The following is a 15,533-nucleotide window of genomic DNA, read 5'->3' as shown; positions in this document are numbered from 1 at the left end:
TAGTAACTTTTCTTTCACCTTCATTTCATTTCATCTATGATAGCTACCGCCCTAGTCCAACCAGCACTAGCTCCTTTAATTTTCACCGGGAACACTGACACTTTAAATCCAAACGAAGGCAGCTGATCTAAGTTTGCTAGTTTTTCAATTTGACAATATTCTTTTTCCTTACCTGCGAAATGGGCTGCCCATAACACCCCAGGACGTGGGTTGTTCAAATAATCAGCTGCCTGAATGGATAAAGGAGTGTCCCATCCCCATCCGTCTGTCCCCATCACCTTTATTCCTTGCTCAATCAACCAAAGTGTGGCTTCAGCCGTTACCCCAACATGAATTTCGCTATAGGAAGGTTCATATCTTTTTTTATCTGCATCACAACGAATCATTACAATATCATAAGGCTTTAGCTGATAGTCCATTTCCTTAAGCTTTTCTTGTAAATCTGCAATCGTTACTGCATATCCAGCTGATTTATCTGTGAAGTTAAGGACCACTCCATCGTTAAAAAACCATTCGAGTGGCATTTCATCAATGGTACGGGCCTGTTTCCCTTCTGAAGTGGGCCAGTAATGCCAAGGGGCATCCACATGAGTACCAGCATGACTTGTTAGAGAAAGGAACTCTCCAGCCAATCCCTTCCTCTCAGGAAAATCGTCTGGAGTCACGCCCACTAATTTGGCTCCGAACTCTGCTCCTTCCTCATGTGTTTCATAACGAATGGAAAAAGGAAGAGGATCCTTTATATCCTCTTCAATTGATACGCTCAGGTCCACTATTCTCCTCATACGATCCCCCTAACCATATTCAAATGATTTTATTTGCAAGAGAACCAATGCCTGTTATTGTGAGTTCTACCTCATCGCCAGGTTCTAGCCAGCGATGGACCTCTGTACCTAGCTCCATCAGGCATCCAAATCCAACTGTGCCTGAACCAATAATATCTCCAGGGTAAAGAGTCACATCCTCGGAAGCTCGCTCGATCATATCACCAAAGGTATAATAAATATCTTTAAAATTTCCTTTAGAAAGAACTTCCCCATTCACCTTTGCCGTCATCTCTAAATCAAATCGTTGCCCCACTCGATATGGTTCCAATTCGTCTTTTGTTACAATGTAGGGACCAATGGATGTGGCAAAGTCCTTCCCTTTTGCAGGTCCTAATAACACTTTCATTTCTTTCATTTGAATGTCTCTTGCAGACCAGTCATTTAATATGGTATAGCCAAAAATATAATCTTCCGCCTCGCTCGCTTTTATATTTTTCCCTTCTTTACCAATCACACAGGCAAGCTCAAGTTCATAGTCGAGGCGTATACATCTTGAAGGTCGTTTCACTTCTTCCTCCGGACCCTTCATGGCATTTGGATTAGAAAAGTAGAAGATTGGCATTTCATACCATTCAGGGGCCACTGTATCACCCGAACGCTTGGTTGCATTCTTTACATGTGTTTCAAAGGCCACAAAGTCCCGAAAACTAGTTGGATTTGGTAGGGGTGCATTTAGCTGTATATTTTTTAGATTAATAGAAGGGAGATCTTTTGTCTCTAGTAACGATTGAACAACCGGTATATATAGGGATTGATTCTTAATCATATCTGCCATTGTTTCTGGTAGTTCACCATTAGAGGCAAGGTTAAGATCAATCACAGAATCATTCATCAGAATGCCAGCCCTTTGTTGTTGTTCTCGATTGGTAAACGTGACAAACTTCATTCCTTTCCCTCCTAATTATTTTGCTAGTTGCTCCTTCAGCCAGTCATACATTGCGTACGTTTCTGTAATATTGTCCACCTGACAATGAGATGAGCCCGTACTACTTGCTGGGATGATTTTTAACCAGCGAGGGCATGTTAGATCATTAAATACATTATGGGCATTCTCAACGGTGTTTTGTCGATCATCTTCCCCATGTACGATATAAGTTGGCATCTGAATTTTCTCGGCTACTCCCCTCAGGTTGTAGTGTTGCAGCTTTGCTCTTGCTGCAGGCATATCTTCTACTCCAAATATGTGTTGGAGAATTTTCGCTAACGGGTGATGATCTGGCCGTTTTGCCCACACATCGTTATAGTCATACACCGCTCCCCAAATTGCACATGCTTTAAATCTCGGTTCAAACGCTGCACATCTCGCAGCCATGTAACCTCCCATGGAGACGGCCATAATTCCAATTCGATTCGGGTCTACCTCCAGGTTTTCCACGGCCCATTCATACGCAGCAGTTCCCGCAAGATTATAGTCATGGCGAGAATGAATATGATGGAGACGAAGAGCGCCTCCTTGCCCTGGTCCATCTATTGCTAAAAGCGAGATTCCTCTTTCATTCAGTAATTGAGCTGGACCGTAATATAGCTCTTCAGCAGTTGAATCAAGACCACCAAACATAATCATTAATGGACCTTTCTTCTGTCCAGGTGCTTCAAAATAATATCCTGGAAGAACAGCATGTTCAAATGGAATGTTAATCGCCTTTGGGGAATTTGGTAATAACTCCCCTCCCTTTCGGAATGAATCTACTGCTTTTAAATAGGTTGGTAGTTTTCTATTGTCATCAGGCTGAAGGAAAAACTCAGAGCATCGATAATAGTTTGCTGCACGTAAATAACCTGATCGAGCTGTTTCCTTATATCCTTTATCCATCGCGTCATTTGCTGTTGTTAAAGCTTTATTTCCAAGTCTAATCCATTCTTGATGGAAGCTTTCAAAATCTCCTACCTTCATTCGGCTAGCAGCGTCAAGAATTTCATTTACCTCACCACCGCCAAAATAGGATTGACTAATCATTCTTACCACTTGGTAGGACCACATATAATTATCCGGAAAAAAGTGCCACATTGTAGTACATCCCCTCACTATTGCTCTTATTTAATAATTTTCCCCGATGCATCCCACGGCATTTCTCTGCCCCAAGCATCGTTCGGGTTCTCTGAAAGACTCCATCTATATGGACCAAAATCAGGTGCAAACACGAGATGTGCTCCTGCATATAATTCAAATCTGTTTCCACCTGGTTCATCAACATAAAAGAAAAAACCTTCTGCAAGTGCATGTCGTGTCGGTCCACCCATCGCTAGGTTGTATCCGTTCTCAACAATGTGATCAGCAGCTAATAAGACCTCTTCTCTACTTTCTACCGCATAACAAACATGATTAAATCCACCTGGTTTTCCAGTATGAGATTTCAAGAATGCTATATCATGAGAAAGATTAGTAACAGAAAGCCATGCACCAATTTCTGGACTTCCAGGCTCGTTTGCATCCAAGAAAATTCCTTCATTATAACGGAATCCAATGTTTTGATAGAATTCCCGATCCTTTGTGACATCATTGCTGTGCAGAGTGATATGATCGATACGACGTGGTGAAATACCTCGACCAGGATTTTTTTGCGGACGATTTCTCCACTTGCTCTTTAATACTGGAGGAGCTTCATACATCTCTACATCCCAAAAAATCTCTTCTAAATGTCCATCTGGAGAAGTGAATTGGTAGGCCCGGCCATGACCCAGATCTCCTTCAATCCAGCCTTTTCCTAGTCCTAGCTTCTCAATATGAGCCGCAGCTTCCTCAAGAGCAGCAGGACTATCTGCGCGCCAACCAATATGTCCTAATCCAGGTTCTTCACCTGCTGTAATTTTTAAACTGTGGTGATAGTGTTCTCCCCATGCCCGGAAATACACGGAGGTTTCCGTACGATCGGATACCTCAAGACCAATAATATTTTTAAAGAATTCAGCCGACTCCTCTAGTTTCGGACTAATTAATTCAACATGAGCCAAATGAGAAAAATAATGTGGATTTTTGTACATAACTTTCCCTCCAAAAACAGTAGTAGTTTTACTATCCACTAAGTAGTGGTTTATTTATCCTTATTATAGAGGGGTTTATTTTTGAAAACGTTTACTTTTTTATCTTAATTTATATGATTTTTTGTCTTTTTCGAAAAATTCGTATAACTTTATTTCTTCTTTCTCAATAGTAAGATTTTGTAATAGATGACAATCACTTTAATGATGGATGTTTCCTTTTTTGTAAAAAACAGGTTCGAAGTCCACATTTTGAATCCACAACTGTTCTTTGCCTTTCAGTCCTTTTTTATACCACACGTCACCCTTTAGCTCTTTCCCATTATGACGGACCCATGTTATATATTCACTTATCACCTGTGGATTAACATCCCGTTTTTTGCCTTTAGGGTAGGTAAGTTGTTTTTGTACATTAGACTTTATGTCGATCAAATAAAGAGATGTGAACATTGTTGGAACAGGCCCTTCCTTCCATTCCTTGTTTTCTTTTGTCCGTGCGACAATGACGTTGTTTGGCGAATACCATTCAAGATCAAGGTCCACATACCCTTTAGGTGTATAGTTCTTCTGTTGTAAAAATGCAGGCATCTCAGCAATGGTTATTTTTTTGTTTTCTACAAAGAACCTTCCTTCCCCAGATATATACGCCAACTGATTCTTCGAAGGGGACCATTTCATCCAATCTTTAAAACCAAGCATCTTTCCGACTTCCTGAAAGTCTTTCCCCTCTGATGAAATGACACACAATGAATTGCTATCCATCGCCCAAGAAGCCGTTGGGACCCCAAGAAAGCTAATCCACTTTCCATCCGGGCTCCATTTAAAATAATTTGCACTTATCGCAAATAGATCATTTGGGTCAGTGTGGACCGTATAAAAGTGCTTCATTCTTTCTGGTTTTAGATTTGCATTGACTGGGATTCTAAACAACTCAATCGGTCCCCAACCTGTAGGTAACAAATTCGATTGAGAAGACACGATGAACTCTTTCCCATTTGGAAACCATTCAAAGTCACTTACGCCTAACGATACATTTTCAAACCCTTGAGGCCGACCACCTTTTGTTTTGGTTACATTCAATAAGCCCTGGCTATTATAAGCTAATTGGTTCCTGATCGGTGACCACTTAAAATCAGAAGTCTCCACTTTTATGTAAGGCTGATAACTTTCTTTTTTCTCTAAGTCATATATCAATAGATCAGATTTGGACCATTGTTCGTCGCTATCAATATACGCAATAAAGCGTCCATCGTAAGACCACTGAGGGGCATAAACATATTGTGAATATGTCAGTTGTGTTTCTCGCTCCCCTTGTTTGACCCATAGTTGATTGTCTCGTACAAAAGCAGCGGTTAAAGGTACTTCAGCGCTCGTACTTGTTGATTGAATAAAGAAAATTAACATAAAAATAGACATCGCTCGAAAGAACATAGAGTACCCTCCATTCTTCTCTTAAGATGTCCCTAAATGTTATTAATAATGAATAATTGGTGAAGTGTTTGTAGAACTTTTAAAGCTAAGAAAGAAACCTCTAACCTTCTTTTTTCCCACCTCCACGAAACGATAGCCGATGAAAGGTATTGATATACACAAACAGCTCTTCTCCAGTTAGAGGCTGCTTTCTGTCGCAGATAATCAACTAAGTATTTACCAAGTCCATAGCCTCTCTCTTTCTCAGATACGGCTAAATAGTCGATGATCATCACCTTGTCAGATACTAGCTTTCCTGTGAGAGCCATCACAACCGCTACTGACTCGTTGTACCCCACATGAAGCTCGGCAATTCCTTGTGCAAACATATTTTTGATAATATGAACCGGTTTGGCCCCCTTATCTCCAAATGCCTCCAAATAGAGGTGGCTTGCGTCTTGCCAAAGTTCATCGTCCCACGTACCAACAGTTTTAATTTTCATATGGATTTCTCCCATCTAACTAGCTACTATAATGAATGAATTATTTATTTCCCATTCATTCTTAATTTGATCTCTTTTAGAAGTAATTGTTTTTCTTCTTCACATATACCATCAGCAGTTAGTTTACGAGTTGCAACTGGAACTATCCAAGGATCCACTTGATCATAGCCTATACCCGTTAATTTGGTGTATTCATCCATAAATACTTTAATTATATTGTCTCTTACTAAATCAAAATTTTTTACCACATTTTGTGGAGTGTCAGAAGGTAGAATGGCATATTTAATCATTATTATGTACTCTGCAATGTCTGTTTCTGGATTCCCGTTAGAGGCATTCATCCAATCGATCATAAAAAGTTCTCCATTGCAGATAAGCATATTATTAGGATTCGGGTCACCGTGACAAAGATTGCTTTTTTGAGGTAATGAATCTAATATACTGATAACAGATTCCTTCTCTTCTTCGTTCAAATAACACACACTTAAAATCTGTTGTTTCAATATTTCTCTTTGAGGAGGTACTTCAATATTTGTTAATTGATGAATCTCACTTAATAGTCGAGCGGTTAATTGTATATCACTCCAATCTATTACAGACTGTACTAAATGATCCTCTTCCATTAGACTTTTGAATAATCGTTCCTTTAAAGTTTCACCATAAATACGCTCTAGTACCATTCCAGTCCGATTACCAACCTCCACTATTTCAAACGGTTGAGGAACAGATACATTCATTTTCCAGACAGCAAGGTTGTTCTCATATTCTCTTTGCATTGCTATTTTATTTGTATTTGTTTTTGCCAATTTAATGATTTTATTATCGTTCTCCCACTCAAATACCTCTGAGCAATTTCCTTCACCTATTTTTTGACCAATTTTCATAAAATACCTCCCTCTTTTATATATGTAATAAAATTCGATAGATCGTTTTGAAAATCCTATGTTATCTGATAAAGGCTTATGCTACATAAAAATAGTTACAGCAGAGTAGATTAATAACAAACACATAATTAAACGAAATGACTTTTCATGTTTGGCGAAAAATATTTTAAACAACGAGCCAAACCCTGACCACAAAAGTAATGCCAGCCATCCTAGAAAAATAGCTAAGGTTAAATAGAGCACTATAGATTTAAGAGAATCATTAAATGGTAAAATAAACGCACTCAACACTGTTAAAAAGAACAAAATGCTTTTGACATTTATCATTTGAAAGATAAAACCCGATAAAAAAGAAGATTGCACTTCTCTAGAATCCTCCTTTGAAACTTTGGGCAAACTGATCTGCCAAGTTAAGTAAAGAAGATATACAGCACCAGCTATTTTAAAATATGGCTCTACAACAGGAATCCAATTGTATAGGCTTGTTGTAAATACTCCACTCAATATCCCTAGTACTGCAAATCCTATCAAGATACCGCCAATGAACCTCCATGACCCAACAAAACCAAATCTCCTCGCTTCATTCATCATTAGGATGTTACTCGGACCAGGCGTAATGGATGTAATAATTACATACGATAGAAACGCTATCAAACTCATAAACTCACCTTCATTTACTAATTTACTATTGAATAGCTTTTATTGTATGATGATATTAACTATAAATAAAATTGAATTTATTAAATTCATTATCATTTTTTTCGATAGATATCTTAGGGAGAAACAAAATGGAAATAAGACACCTTATTACGTTTCAAGCTATTTGTGAAATAGGAAGTTATACAGGTGCTGCTTCGAAGTTAGGTTACACTCAATCGACGATAACTTCTCATATTCAGGCACTTGAACACGAGATTGGCGGGGAACTTTTTACGTATACAAATAGAATTTTGAAACTTACTCATTTAGGTAGAGAATTAATACCTTTAGCGGAAGATTTACTTTCTACTCACGAACAGATTAGGAATATGCGAAGCACCAATGTAGTTAAGGGCGTATTAAAAGTGGCTGCACCAGAGTCTTTAACCATCTCCAGGTTAGGTCCAATAATAAGGGAATTTAGCGTAAAATATCCTAATGTCAAATTAATATTGACCAATGGTACATGTGGTCAAAACCAAATAGACTTATTAAGTGGACGGGTGGACATCGCATTCATAGTCTACCCAGAAATGAAATTAGAAAAATGCATTCATTATTCTTTACTTGAGGAAAAAATCGTACTTGTAAGTAGTCATGACGGGCCAGAACATTTTGATGAATATAAAAAAAATAACCACAGCCATTTTTTCATCACAAATGAAGAGGGCTGCAGTTATCGCTTAATGTTTGAAAGACACCTTTTAAAGCAGGGCATCCACAACTTTCAAACAATGGAGTTATGGAGTATAGAAGCAATTAAACAGATGGTTATGAGTGGACTTGGATTTTCTGCCTTGCCTTACATTACTGTGAAAGAACATGTAGAGAAAGGAAAGCTAAAAATCCTAACACACTCTGAAAACTTTGAACCATTTTATTCTCATTTGCTTATAAAAAAGAAAAAGTGGTTATCTCCAGCAGTAGAGGCTTTTGTGGAGCTAGTATTAAAATCAATTAGTGAGACTGAAAAAGGAATATATTAGACAGTTGAAGTTTGATTATCAACCACTACCCTTACATCACCTACAGTATCAATTTGAATATTCTCCTCCTTTACAGTTTCACTAATTTGTATATATTCTTCAATTTTTTCCTTATAAATTTCAACATCTTCAATAATTATTGGATGTTTCGTTATCTCAATACGCTCTTCACTTAAAGGAATACTTATCGTTTCGACTTTTTCATTCGGGACCTTTTTCTCAATGATCAGTTCTTCATAAGTTACTGGAACCAAAATTTGCTTTTCTACGGTATACGTTTTCTTATATACATTGACCGTTGCTGTGTCAATAATTTTTTTATTCACCTGAAGCTCTTCCTTATGTAATTCAAGCGTTAATTCTTCATTATTGTTATGAATTGAATTCTGCTCATCGTGCAACTTAATATGCCTCCCATAGAAAAATGGTGAAAACACCTTTTCATTTATGAATGAAAAGGTGTTTTTGTTTTTAGCTGTTATTTATATCTTCAAAGCCTGTACCATCTGAAACAATATCTACACTTCCAGTTGTATTAACATTTGCCTTTTCGTGTTTAAGCGTTTCTTGAACTTGCTGTGTTTCTTGAACTTGACGCTTTGAGGCGGAAATCTCCTCAGTAGTTACCGTGTACTTATTTACCTCAACTTTTTCTTGGGTAACAGGAATACGGATAGTTTCCTCAGAGATGGTGGATTGATCACTTCTCTCATTATTTATTGGCGTTCTCTTTATAACAACTTCCTCATGCATTACTGGGACATCAACAGTTTTTTGTTCTTCAACAACATCTTTGGACAAGACTACTTCTCCAGCATCGACATTATTTTTTGTTATATCTAACTCTTCTTTATGAAGCTGTATTGTACCGCTTGATTGATTATCTTGGTTTGTCAATTGAGTATCATTTTCTTGATTGCTTGTTTTGTCATCCCCAAATAAACCTAAAAAGTCACCCATAAAAATCCCCCTCAAAAGTTGATCTAGTCAAGCCTTTTTATCATGTACCCTTAAGTTGCATTTATTCTTAATAAAATTAAGTTACAGAACTTTTTGAGGTTATAAATGTATATTTATTATAGTTTTTTTAAAGCTTGAATATCTGAGTCCTAAACGGAAAAAAATATATTATTACTTCTTTCGGGAGATGTTACGAATGGCATTTGAGAAAGGGCTCGCTCAATCAGAAAAAGCTTATAGCCAGTTTACTGAGATCAGTTCTTTATTTGCAAAAATAGTGTCGGAAGAATTTTTCTCTACTTGGCAATGGTGGCTTGGAGTCGCCCTATTTATTATTCCATGGATTGTCTGGTTTGCTTTCAGAAAGAAGAATAGTACTGGACGCCTTCTATTAGGCGGTTTGATGACTATCATATTGTCATTAACAATAGACCTTGCTGCTTTATCTTTAGGACTCTGGTCGTATCCGATGGTAATCATCCCATTAGCACCTTTTCTATTTTTACCCTACCACTTCTCATTAGCACCTGTTGCGGTGATGTTTGCACTACAAATAAAACCAAAAATGAATCCCTTATTAAAGGGAGTTATATTCTCATCCATTGCTGCTTTTGGAGGAATGAATCTCTTCGATGCTATTGATTTTTATAACCCTAAAAATTGGTCGACTTTGTATGATTTTATTATTTTTTTAACACTTTATTTTACAGCTTATTGGCTTACAAAGATTGAAAGCTATAATAAATTAGATAATGGATAAATCTACCCATGTTAGCATTTCGTATAATCTCAAGAAACATGAAAAAGACTAAATTAAAAAAGAGGTTTTGGTCATGAAAATAATACTATCCATTCAGTTGCTTTTTGGCTTATTCTTGTTTGGAGATTTTCCAATCCTTGATACTAATCACGTGATACATGCTGAACAACAAGGACCTCCATATGCTAAATGGGGGCAGATAGCTATGAAGAAGACAAAAGAAAAATATCCCCAAGCTAATATTATTGATTATCTTCACATTGGCAGAGAAAAAGGAACAAAATACTCAACAGAAAAATTTAAACTTTGGTTAAAAACAGACAGTAAAGAATTTGGAGTATTTGTTGATATTACATTCGATAATGAAACAGAAAAAATTAAAGATATTAAATATAGAGAAACAACTAGGTAAATTTTATTCTTTGAAAGTATGTAACAGTGACTAAGTCCAACAAAAAAGGGCTCTAATCCAGTTTCGATTAGGCCCAATCTTGCCCTCTCTGACATCTAAGTATTACTCATAGTCAGAAGGGTCTATCATAAACACATAAATTAAATACAATAATAAGCATAGCGCGGTGGTTATAAATCCCCAGCCGAGGGTGAGTTGGTCAATTAATAGATAGTTGTTGCACAATTGACTAGGCCACCAAATATAGAGAGCTCCCATCCCAAAGTATTTAATCATAAAAATGACAATCACCGTATTCCTTCCAAAGGAGCTAAGTTTGCTCCAGCTGTCTCTTAGAGGTATTCCAGCTAAAAATGGCAAACTAATAAATTTAAATACTTCAACACTTTGTACGGTTAGTGCTTCGTCCATCGTTCGAGGGATCGTCCAATAGATAATAATGATCATAAATAAGGTGATTCCTGGGACTCCATTGCTATTCCATTTTTCAAAGAATAGCGGAAATCTTCGTTGAAAGAGTTTACCCATTAAGAAGCCAGCTATAACAAGGAAGGGCATTTGCATGTGCATATGTGTAATCATTATGGATTCTACTAAGTTAGCTACCGGAGGAATCATGAGAAAAACGTATAACAACAAGCCATATATGAAGGATGTCATTTCTTATTCCCCTTTTCACTTTCAATCAAGGTGGCAATTTTATCAGCAGCTTCCTCAATTTTTGTATAATCCATTACCTCACTTAATCTCCCTGATTTATCCACTAAATAGAAGGCGGAATTATGGGTAAAGTTTCCGTTTCCATCTGGAATAACAATGACACCAAATCGCTTCAGCAACAAATCTAATTCGTTCTTATCGACGATTCTTGCCATTCTCCACGTATCCCCATCACTACCAAAAGCCTTTCGATACGTTTCTAGTCTATCTGGGTCATCTCTAGTGGGATCAAAACTAATACTTAGAAATAAGATTTCTTTTCCTACATATTGAGGAAGTCTCTCATAAAGTTCTGCCATATTTTTTTCTAACTGAGGACAGACAGTTCCACAGGAGGTATACAGAAAGGTAATTAATACATATTTATTTTCGAATTCGGAAAGAGAATACGTTCGCCCTTTGCTGTCCTCCATTGTTACTTGTGGAAAGACAGGCTTTTCCTCCTTTAGCTCATTTAATCTGGCAGATTCTGCAGTAAATGCTTTAAATCCATCTGTTCCAATGTAAAACAAAATAAATCCAAACAAAATTACCACGATAAATGAGATAGTAGTATGTTGGTTTTTTAGCACAGAGATCACTTCCATATCCTAAGCTGAGTAGATACAATCATAAATAGATAGCCCGACACCTTCGAGCTATCTATTTATCGAAATTGTTACCATGTTTTAAATGGTGGCGATCCTGGTGGTGCATTAACGATCATATCTGTTAACGGCAATACATAGGCCATAGCAACAACGATTAGCATGATAATTACCCAAACGCCCCAGCGCTCTGTTAAATATGGTGTTGGAGATTCTCCTGCTTCAACCTCGGCTATAGGGAACTCTGTTTCCCCTTTTGGAGCAAAGAACATCATATTAAATATGGCGTATACTTGAATGATAACAGCAATCAATAAAAACGTTGCGCCAATTCCAATCATCATCATATACGGGTCCCAAGCTTGGGCTGCAGCATGCTCGCCATATGTGGTATAAGATGTTCTTCGTGGAGATCCTAGCAACCCAACAATATGCATTGAGCTAGCCATGATGACCATTCCGATCGTCCAAATAATGGTTTGTACCACTCCAATTCTATTCATTTGTGGAGTCAAAACACGTTTTGAAACGAAAGGAACTAACCAATAGCTAATACCGAAAAATGTCATCACTACTGTCATTCCAAGAGTTAAATGAAAGTGACCTACGATCCACATCGTATTATGAACAACCTGATTTAATTGGTTCGTGCTCTGAACGATCCCTCCTGCTCCAGCAGGGGCGAACGCTGCCATGGCAATGAAAGGAGATAGAAAGCGCACATCACCCCAAGGCAGTTTCTTCAACCAGCCTAAGGCTCCCTTTCCACCATTTCTTCTACCGGTCCGTTCGAAAACTCTAAACATCGCATACGCCGTCATTAAAGAAGGAAAACCAATAGCCAAACTCATGAATACGTGCATGAATTTAATTGGGAGCGAAATGCCTGGGTCAATAATTTGATGGTGAAATCCACCGGTGATATTCATAATAACCAATGCAATTACCACTACACGAGTTAAATAATCATTAAATCGGGTGCCTCCGATAATCTTTGGCACAATTACATACCATGCAGAAACGGCTGTTAAATACCAAATATTTACCGCCGTATGTCCAAAAGCCCAGAACAGTGTACGTGCCACCATTACATTAATCGTATCCACCCATCCTAGTGACCATGGAATAATCATAAAAAGTACTTCGACCGCAACAAACGCCGTTGCACCTACTAATAGAACAAATACACCTGTAGCAAAGAAAGCAAGAATAGGAAGATGCTGTCCTTTATGAGCCTTTCTCCAGTGGGAAACATTCACAAAAGCTCCTGCTGCTAGCATCCATATCCCAAGTACAATAAAAACGAGTCCAAAATAAAACATTGGGTGAGCGGCCATAGGTGGATAGAATGTATACATAACAGACGCTTCATTCCTTAAAATAGGAATAACAACTAAGACAAAACCAAACATTTTCATCCAAAAACCAATCCACGCCATTTTTCTCACTTTAGGAAGAAGTCCTCCTAATGTATGCGATAATCCAGCATAGAAATAGCCGATTGTAAAAAAGGCCGAAAGCACCACTACCAGTAGTAAGCCATGAGCTGTAAGAATTTGATAATAATTTAGCCATACAGGTAGTTCCAACACACCCGCACGGTTCAGTCCTTGTAATAAACCGAGGAATCCGCCAAGTAGTAATGCGATAAAAGCAACCAAAAGATATGATTTCGTGATTCTTGCATCCTCTAAATGAATTCCAAGCACTTGATTGGCTTTGTTAAAAACCGTCACTTTTTCCTTTGATGGTATTACTGTTTCCAATGTACGTCCCCCCTTTTGATTATTTCACGCTAATGGTCATGCTCATCATTTGATGGCCAGCCCCACAATATTCGTTACATAACACTAAATACTCTCCTGGTTGATCAAAGGTTTGAGTAATTTTCTGTATATGCCCTGGCATAACCATTGCATTAATATTTGTGTTTGCTACCTCAAATCCATGTACCACATCCTTTGAAGTTAGAATGAAGTGAACCTTTGACCCAGCAGGAACTTCAATCGCATTGGGAGTAAAGCTAAAAATTTGCAACGTCATGACCACTTCATATTCGTTCTCACCAATTTTCTTTATCCCTGGTTCATTAAAGGGTGCAGTTTGATCTACCTTCTGGGGATCAATCGTTTCCTGATGACTTGGTGGGCCCATCTCGAGAGCAAAGGTCTGATAACCCGTGATTAACATAAATATCATAATCATACCGAAACTTAGTGTCAGCCAAATTTTTTCATCCAGATGCATGTCTCTTCCCCCCCTACACTCGACTCATATAAAGTCCAAATAAAATAAAATAAGAAACAAGTATTACACCTGCAACCATTCCCACTGAAATCCATGTCCCAACCTTTGAAGTTGAGAAATTACTCTCCATTTGATTATCAACATTGTTCTCGCTCATAGTGATTCCCCCTTAGTTTTCTTACTTCCATGATAAATTGAGAATGATAATCACTGTAGTGAACCAAATCACAGTTGTGAAAAAATCTTTAAAAACTTTTGCTCATGTAAATAAAAAAAAGATGCCTTCTCTTTGGAAAGCAACCTTTCTTGGATTTCTAATTACCTGTTGTCATATGGGGTTATTTGAATAAAAATTTTACTTCCACTAATTTTAATAGTAGAAACGTTAAACAATACAGTATATATAATTTACCAAAAGAAAAAATAAAAGTAATATGTAAAAGGAGTATATAAATGCAGAAAATCATCGATCATTTAGATTTTGGAGCAAAGGGCTTATGGTTTCCAGTAATCATAAGCATTTTATTAACCACAACAGCCCTTTTTATCCGTAAAAAAAATATTACATGGAGGGAAATCTATATTACCTTTGGAGTTGTAGGGTTTGCTACTTGGTTTAGCGACGGCATTATTGCTAGGGTCATTGATGCTTTTGATATTGGTCACCCCCAAAAAGCTGGCATTGGAGATATTCTCAGTTATACCTTTATACCAACCTCACTTGCAATTCTTTACTTAAATTACCTAACAAGTAATAATAAGTGGAAATTGACAATTGGTTTTACTTTTCTATCCCTTTTAATAGAATTTGGGATGATCCATTCTGGCTATATGAAATACAAAGGATGGAATTGGTATATTTCCATTTTAGTTTTCATTCTAACTTTCGGATTTTTATTACCCAAGCATATATCGATTATTAGGAATGATGGCAAGTAATGTCTTTAACAAAAAAGGGGACATTAATCTGTTTATTTATTTTTTCTCTTTTAAATGATCAATTAATCCCCTTTTTGTATTATATTTTTCACACTTATTCCTTTCCAAAACTACTAATAATAAAAAAAATCACTTCAATATAATCCCCCGTCCCTTTTGTCATGAACTCTTCAATCATTCCCTCTAAACTTTTTTTACTCCACCCATATAAAAAAAGGACATTATCTCTCATGAAATTTTATTGGAGATGTTGCATAGTTATATATTGGGGATTTTATCTTCTTTCAAAATATTTCGGTTTAATTTTTTCTTAAAGTAGTAGAGGTAACTCCAGAAGGAGAAGTATGTACAATACTCATTTGGGATTGAGGTGTTAAATATGAACAAATCAATTTCGTTAGTCCAAAAAATATTAGGGTTTATTCTTCTTATCCTTATCACATTCTCACTTATTTTGGGTGAGCTAAATTTTGGATTAATCATTTGTTATATCGGAATTTCTACTTACAATGGTGTACGTGCTGTAGAGAAATTTAAAAATAAAGCTATGTTAAACAATAATGTTGATTTTTAATATAAACGAGGGGACTCCAGTATTTAGGAGTTCCCTTGTTAGTTCA

General features: G+C 37.1%; 20 protein-coding genes. 5 read left to right on the top strand and 15 right to left on the bottom strand.

The genetic code is table 11. The features are described from left to right. Positions 1 to 20 precede the first annotated feature (20 nt). The 8 genes from ACRX5O_RS16635 to ACRX5O_RS16600 all read right to left on the bottom strand — a co-directional run bounded on the left by ACRX5O_RS16635 (position 21) and on the right by ACRX5O_RS16600 (position 7,263). Positions 21 to 785, bottom strand: a complete 765-nt coding sequence (locus ACRX5O_RS16635) for a cyclase family protein (RefSeq protein WP_433906955.1) — start codon at positions 783 to 785, stop codon at positions 21 to 23. Between the two features lie 19 nt (positions 786 to 804). Further along, on the bottom strand, positions 805 to 1,713 hold the full coding sequence (locus ACRX5O_RS16630; protein ID WP_433906954.1) for a fumarylacetoacetate hydrolase family protein: 909 nt from the start codon (positions 1,711 to 1,713) through the stop codon (positions 805 to 807). Positions 1,714 to 1,728: 15 nt separating this feature from the next. Continuing rightward, on the bottom strand, positions 1,729 to 2,835 hold the full coding sequence (locus tag ACRX5O_RS16625; protein WP_433906953.1) for an alpha/beta hydrolase family protein: 1,107 nt from the start codon (positions 2,833 to 2,835) through the stop codon (positions 1,729 to 1,731). A gap of 26 nt (positions 2,836 to 2,861) precedes the next feature. After that, complete coding sequence (locus ACRX5O_RS16620) at positions 2,862 to 3,809, bottom strand: VOC family protein (protein WP_433906952.1); 948 nt, start codon at positions 3,807 to 3,809, stop codon at positions 2,862 to 2,864. A gap of 198 nt (positions 3,810 to 4,007) precedes the next feature. Further along, entirely contained in the window at positions 4,008 to 5,237 is a 1,230-nt protein-coding gene (locus ACRX5O_RS16615) for a TolB family protein (RefSeq protein WP_433906951.1), read from the bottom strand. A 32-nt stretch (positions 5,238 to 5,269) separates the two neighbouring features. Beyond that, a complete protein-coding gene (locus tag ACRX5O_RS16610; protein WP_433906950.1) occupies positions 5,270 to 5,719 on the bottom strand; it encodes a GNAT family N-acetyltransferase in 450 nt (149 codons plus the stop codon). Positions 5,720 to 5,763: 44 nt separating this feature from the next. Further along, the gene (locus tag ACRX5O_RS16605; protein WP_433906949.1) at positions 5,764 to 6,603 is read right to left on the bottom strand and encodes a phosphotransferase; all 840 of its coding nucleotides are present in this window, start codon (positions 6,601 to 6,603) and stop codon (positions 5,764 to 5,766) included. Positions 6,604 to 6,684: 81 nt separating this feature from the next. Then, the gene (locus ACRX5O_RS16600) at positions 6,685 to 7,263 is read right to left on the bottom strand and encodes a LysE family translocator (protein WP_433906948.1); all 579 of its coding nucleotides are present in this window, start codon (positions 7,261 to 7,263) and stop codon (positions 6,685 to 6,687) included. A 128-nt stretch (positions 7,264 to 7,391) separates the two neighbouring features. Between ACRX5O_RS16600 and ACRX5O_RS16595 the strand changes: the two genes are divergently transcribed. After that, positions 7,392 to 8,288 (top strand): LysR family transcriptional regulator, encoded by an 897-nt coding sequence (locus ACRX5O_RS16595; protein WP_433906947.1) that lies wholly within the window; start codon positions 7,392 to 7,394, stop codon positions 8,286 to 8,288. Here ACRX5O_RS16595 and ACRX5O_RS16590 read toward each other — a convergent pair. Together ACRX5O_RS16590 and ACRX5O_RS16585 are read right to left on the bottom strand one after the other, a co-directional pair. Then, positions 8,285 to 8,689 carry a YsnF/AvaK domain-containing protein gene (locus tag ACRX5O_RS16590; protein ID WP_433906946.1) on the bottom strand — a complete coding sequence of 135 codons (405 nt, stop codon included), beginning with the start codon at positions 8,687 to 8,689 and terminating at the stop codon, positions 8,285 to 8,287. The two genes, ACRX5O_RS16595 and ACRX5O_RS16590, sit on opposite strands and share 4 nt — an antisense overlap. 70 nt (positions 8,690 to 8,759) lie before the next feature. Then, the gene (locus ACRX5O_RS16585) at positions 8,760 to 9,248 is read right to left on the bottom strand and encodes a YsnF/AvaK domain-containing protein (protein WP_433906945.1); all 489 of its coding nucleotides are present in this window, start codon (positions 9,246 to 9,248) and stop codon (positions 8,760 to 8,762) included. A gap of 196 nt (positions 9,249 to 9,444) precedes the next feature. On the opposite strand from ACRX5O_RS16585, the gene ACRX5O_RS16580 reads away from it, so the two are divergent. Beyond that, positions 9,445 to 10,008: a CBO0543 family protein gene (locus tag ACRX5O_RS16580; RefSeq protein WP_433906944.1), complete on the top strand. Its 564-nt coding sequence runs from the start codon at positions 9,445 to 9,447 to the stop codon at positions 10,006 to 10,008. 73 nt (positions 10,009 to 10,081) lie between these two features. Further along, a complete protein-coding gene (locus tag ACRX5O_RS16575) occupies positions 10,082 to 10,420 on the top strand; it encodes a DUF3889 domain-containing protein (RefSeq protein WP_433906943.1) in 339 nt (112 codons plus the stop codon). A 102-nt stretch (positions 10,421 to 10,522) separates the two neighbouring features. Here ACRX5O_RS16575 and ACRX5O_RS16570 read toward each other — a convergent pair whose 3' ends face one another. The 5 genes from ACRX5O_RS16570 to ACRX5O_RS16550 all read right to left on the bottom strand — a co-directional run bounded on the left by ACRX5O_RS16570 (position 10,523) and on the right by ACRX5O_RS16550 (position 14,131). Continuing rightward, entirely contained in the window at positions 10,523 to 11,080 is a 558-nt protein-coding gene (locus ACRX5O_RS16570) for a hypothetical protein (RefSeq protein ID WP_433906942.1), read from the bottom strand. After that, a complete protein-coding gene (locus tag ACRX5O_RS16565) occupies positions 11,077 to 11,712 on the bottom strand; it encodes an SCO family protein (RefSeq protein WP_433906941.1) in 636 nt (211 codons plus the stop codon). Before ACRX5O_RS16565 ends, ACRX5O_RS16570 begins: the two co-directional genes overlap by 4 nt. An 86-nt stretch (positions 11,713 to 11,798) precedes the next feature. After that, the gene (locus ACRX5O_RS16560; RefSeq protein WP_433906940.1) at positions 11,799 to 13,493 is read right to left on the bottom strand and encodes a cbb3-type cytochrome c oxidase subunit I; all 1,695 of its coding nucleotides are present in this window, start codon (positions 13,491 to 13,493) and stop codon (positions 11,799 to 11,801) included. Between the two features lie 19 nt (positions 13,494 to 13,512). Further along, positions 13,513 to 13,974, bottom strand: coding sequence for a cytochrome c oxidase subunit II (locus ACRX5O_RS16555; RefSeq protein ID WP_433906939.1), 462 nt, complete (start codon positions 13,972 to 13,974; stop codon positions 13,513 to 13,515). Positions 13,975 to 13,987: 13 nt separating this feature from the next. Next, positions 13,988 to 14,131: a hypothetical protein gene (locus tag ACRX5O_RS16550; RefSeq protein ID WP_391560362.1), complete on the bottom strand. Its 144-nt coding sequence runs from the start codon at positions 14,129 to 14,131 to the stop codon at positions 13,988 to 13,990. A gap of 296 nt (positions 14,132 to 14,427) precedes the next feature. On the opposite strand from ACRX5O_RS16550, the gene ACRX5O_RS16545 reads away from it, so the two are divergent. Together ACRX5O_RS16545 and ACRX5O_RS16540 are read left to right on the top strand one after the other, a co-directional pair. Further along, a complete protein-coding gene (locus ACRX5O_RS16545) occupies positions 14,428 to 14,913 on the top strand; it encodes a hypothetical protein (protein WP_433906938.1) in 486 nt (161 codons plus the stop codon). Positions 14,914 to 15,292: 379 nt separating this feature from the next. Beyond that, entirely contained in the window at positions 15,293 to 15,487 is a 195-nt protein-coding gene (locus ACRX5O_RS16540; protein WP_433906937.1) for a hypothetical protein, read from the top strand. Positions 15,488 to 15,533 lie beyond the last annotated feature (46 nt).

Source organism: Robertmurraya mesotrionivorans, from assembly GCF_050971805.1.
In the GTDB taxonomy this organism is placed as follows: domain Bacteria; phylum Bacillota; class Bacilli; order Bacillales; family Cytobacillaceae; genus Robertmurraya_A.
Note: the sequence above shows the minus strand (reverse complement) of the source record. Positions and strands in the feature narration are given on the sequence as shown.

What these genes read in the sequence shown, in the direction of transcription:
- ACRX5O_RS16635 (WP_433906955.1), bottom strand. Translation starts at nt 785, where the DNA reads ATGAGGAGAATAGTGGACCTGAGCGTATCAATTGAAGAGGATATAAAG.
- ACRX5O_RS16630 (WP_433906954.1), bottom strand. Translation starts at nt 1,713, where the DNA reads ATGAAGTTTGTCACGTTTACCAATCGAGAACAACAACAAAGGGCTGGC.
- ACRX5O_RS16625 (WP_433906953.1), bottom strand. Translation starts at nt 2,835, where the DNA reads ATGTGGCACTTTTTTCCGGATAATTATATGTGGTCCTACCAAGTGGTA.
- ACRX5O_RS16620 (WP_433906952.1), bottom strand. Translation starts at nt 3,809, where the DNA reads ATGTACAAAAATCCACATTATTTTTCTCATTTGGCTCATGTTGAATTA.
- ACRX5O_RS16615 (WP_433906951.1), bottom strand. Translation starts at nt 5,237, where the DNA reads ATGTTCTTTCGAGCGATGTCTATTTTTATGTTAATTTTCTTTATTCAA.
- ACRX5O_RS16610 (WP_433906950.1), bottom strand. Translation starts at nt 5,719, where the DNA reads ATGAAAATTAAAACTGTTGGTACGTGGGACGATGAACTTTGGCAAGAC.
- ACRX5O_RS16605 (WP_433906949.1), bottom strand. Translation starts at nt 6,603, where the DNA reads ATGAAAATTGGTCAAAAAATAGGTGAAGGAAATTGCTCAGAGGTATTT.
- ACRX5O_RS16600 (WP_433906948.1), bottom strand. Translation starts at nt 7,263, where the DNA reads ATGAGTTTGATAGCGTTTCTATCGTATGTAATTATTACATCCATTACG.
- ACRX5O_RS16595 (WP_433906947.1), top strand. Translation starts at nt 7,392, where the DNA reads ATGGAAATAAGACACCTTATTACGTTTCAAGCTATTTGTGAAATAGGA.
- ACRX5O_RS16585 (WP_433906945.1), bottom strand. Translation starts at nt 9,248, where the DNA reads ATGGGTGACTTTTTAGGTTTATTTGGGGATGACAAAACAAGCAATCAA.
- ACRX5O_RS16580 (WP_433906944.1), top strand. Translation starts at nt 9,445, where the DNA reads ATGGCATTTGAGAAAGGGCTCGCTCAATCAGAAAAAGCTTATAGCCAG.
- ACRX5O_RS16575 (WP_433906943.1), top strand. Translation starts at nt 10,082, where the DNA reads ATGAAAATAATACTATCCATTCAGTTGCTTTTTGGCTTATTCTTGTTT.
- ACRX5O_RS16570 (WP_433906942.1), bottom strand. Translation starts at nt 11,080, where the DNA reads ATGACATCCTTCATATATGGCTTGTTGTTATACGTTTTTCTCATGATT.
- ACRX5O_RS16555 (WP_433906939.1), bottom strand. Translation starts at nt 13,974, where the DNA reads ATGCATCTGGATGAAAAAATTTGGCTGACACTAAGTTTCGGTATGATT.
- ACRX5O_RS16550 (WP_391560362.1), bottom strand. Translation starts at nt 14,131, where the DNA reads ATGAGCGAGAACAATGTTGATAATCAAATGGAGAGTAATTTCTCAACT.
- ACRX5O_RS16545 (WP_433906938.1), top strand. Translation starts at nt 14,428, where the DNA reads ATGCAGAAAATCATCGATCATTTAGATTTTGGAGCAAAGGGCTTATGG.
- ACRX5O_RS16540 (WP_433906937.1), top strand. Translation starts at nt 15,293, where the DNA reads ATGAACAAATCAATTTCGTTAGTCCAAAAAATATTAGGGTTTATTCTT.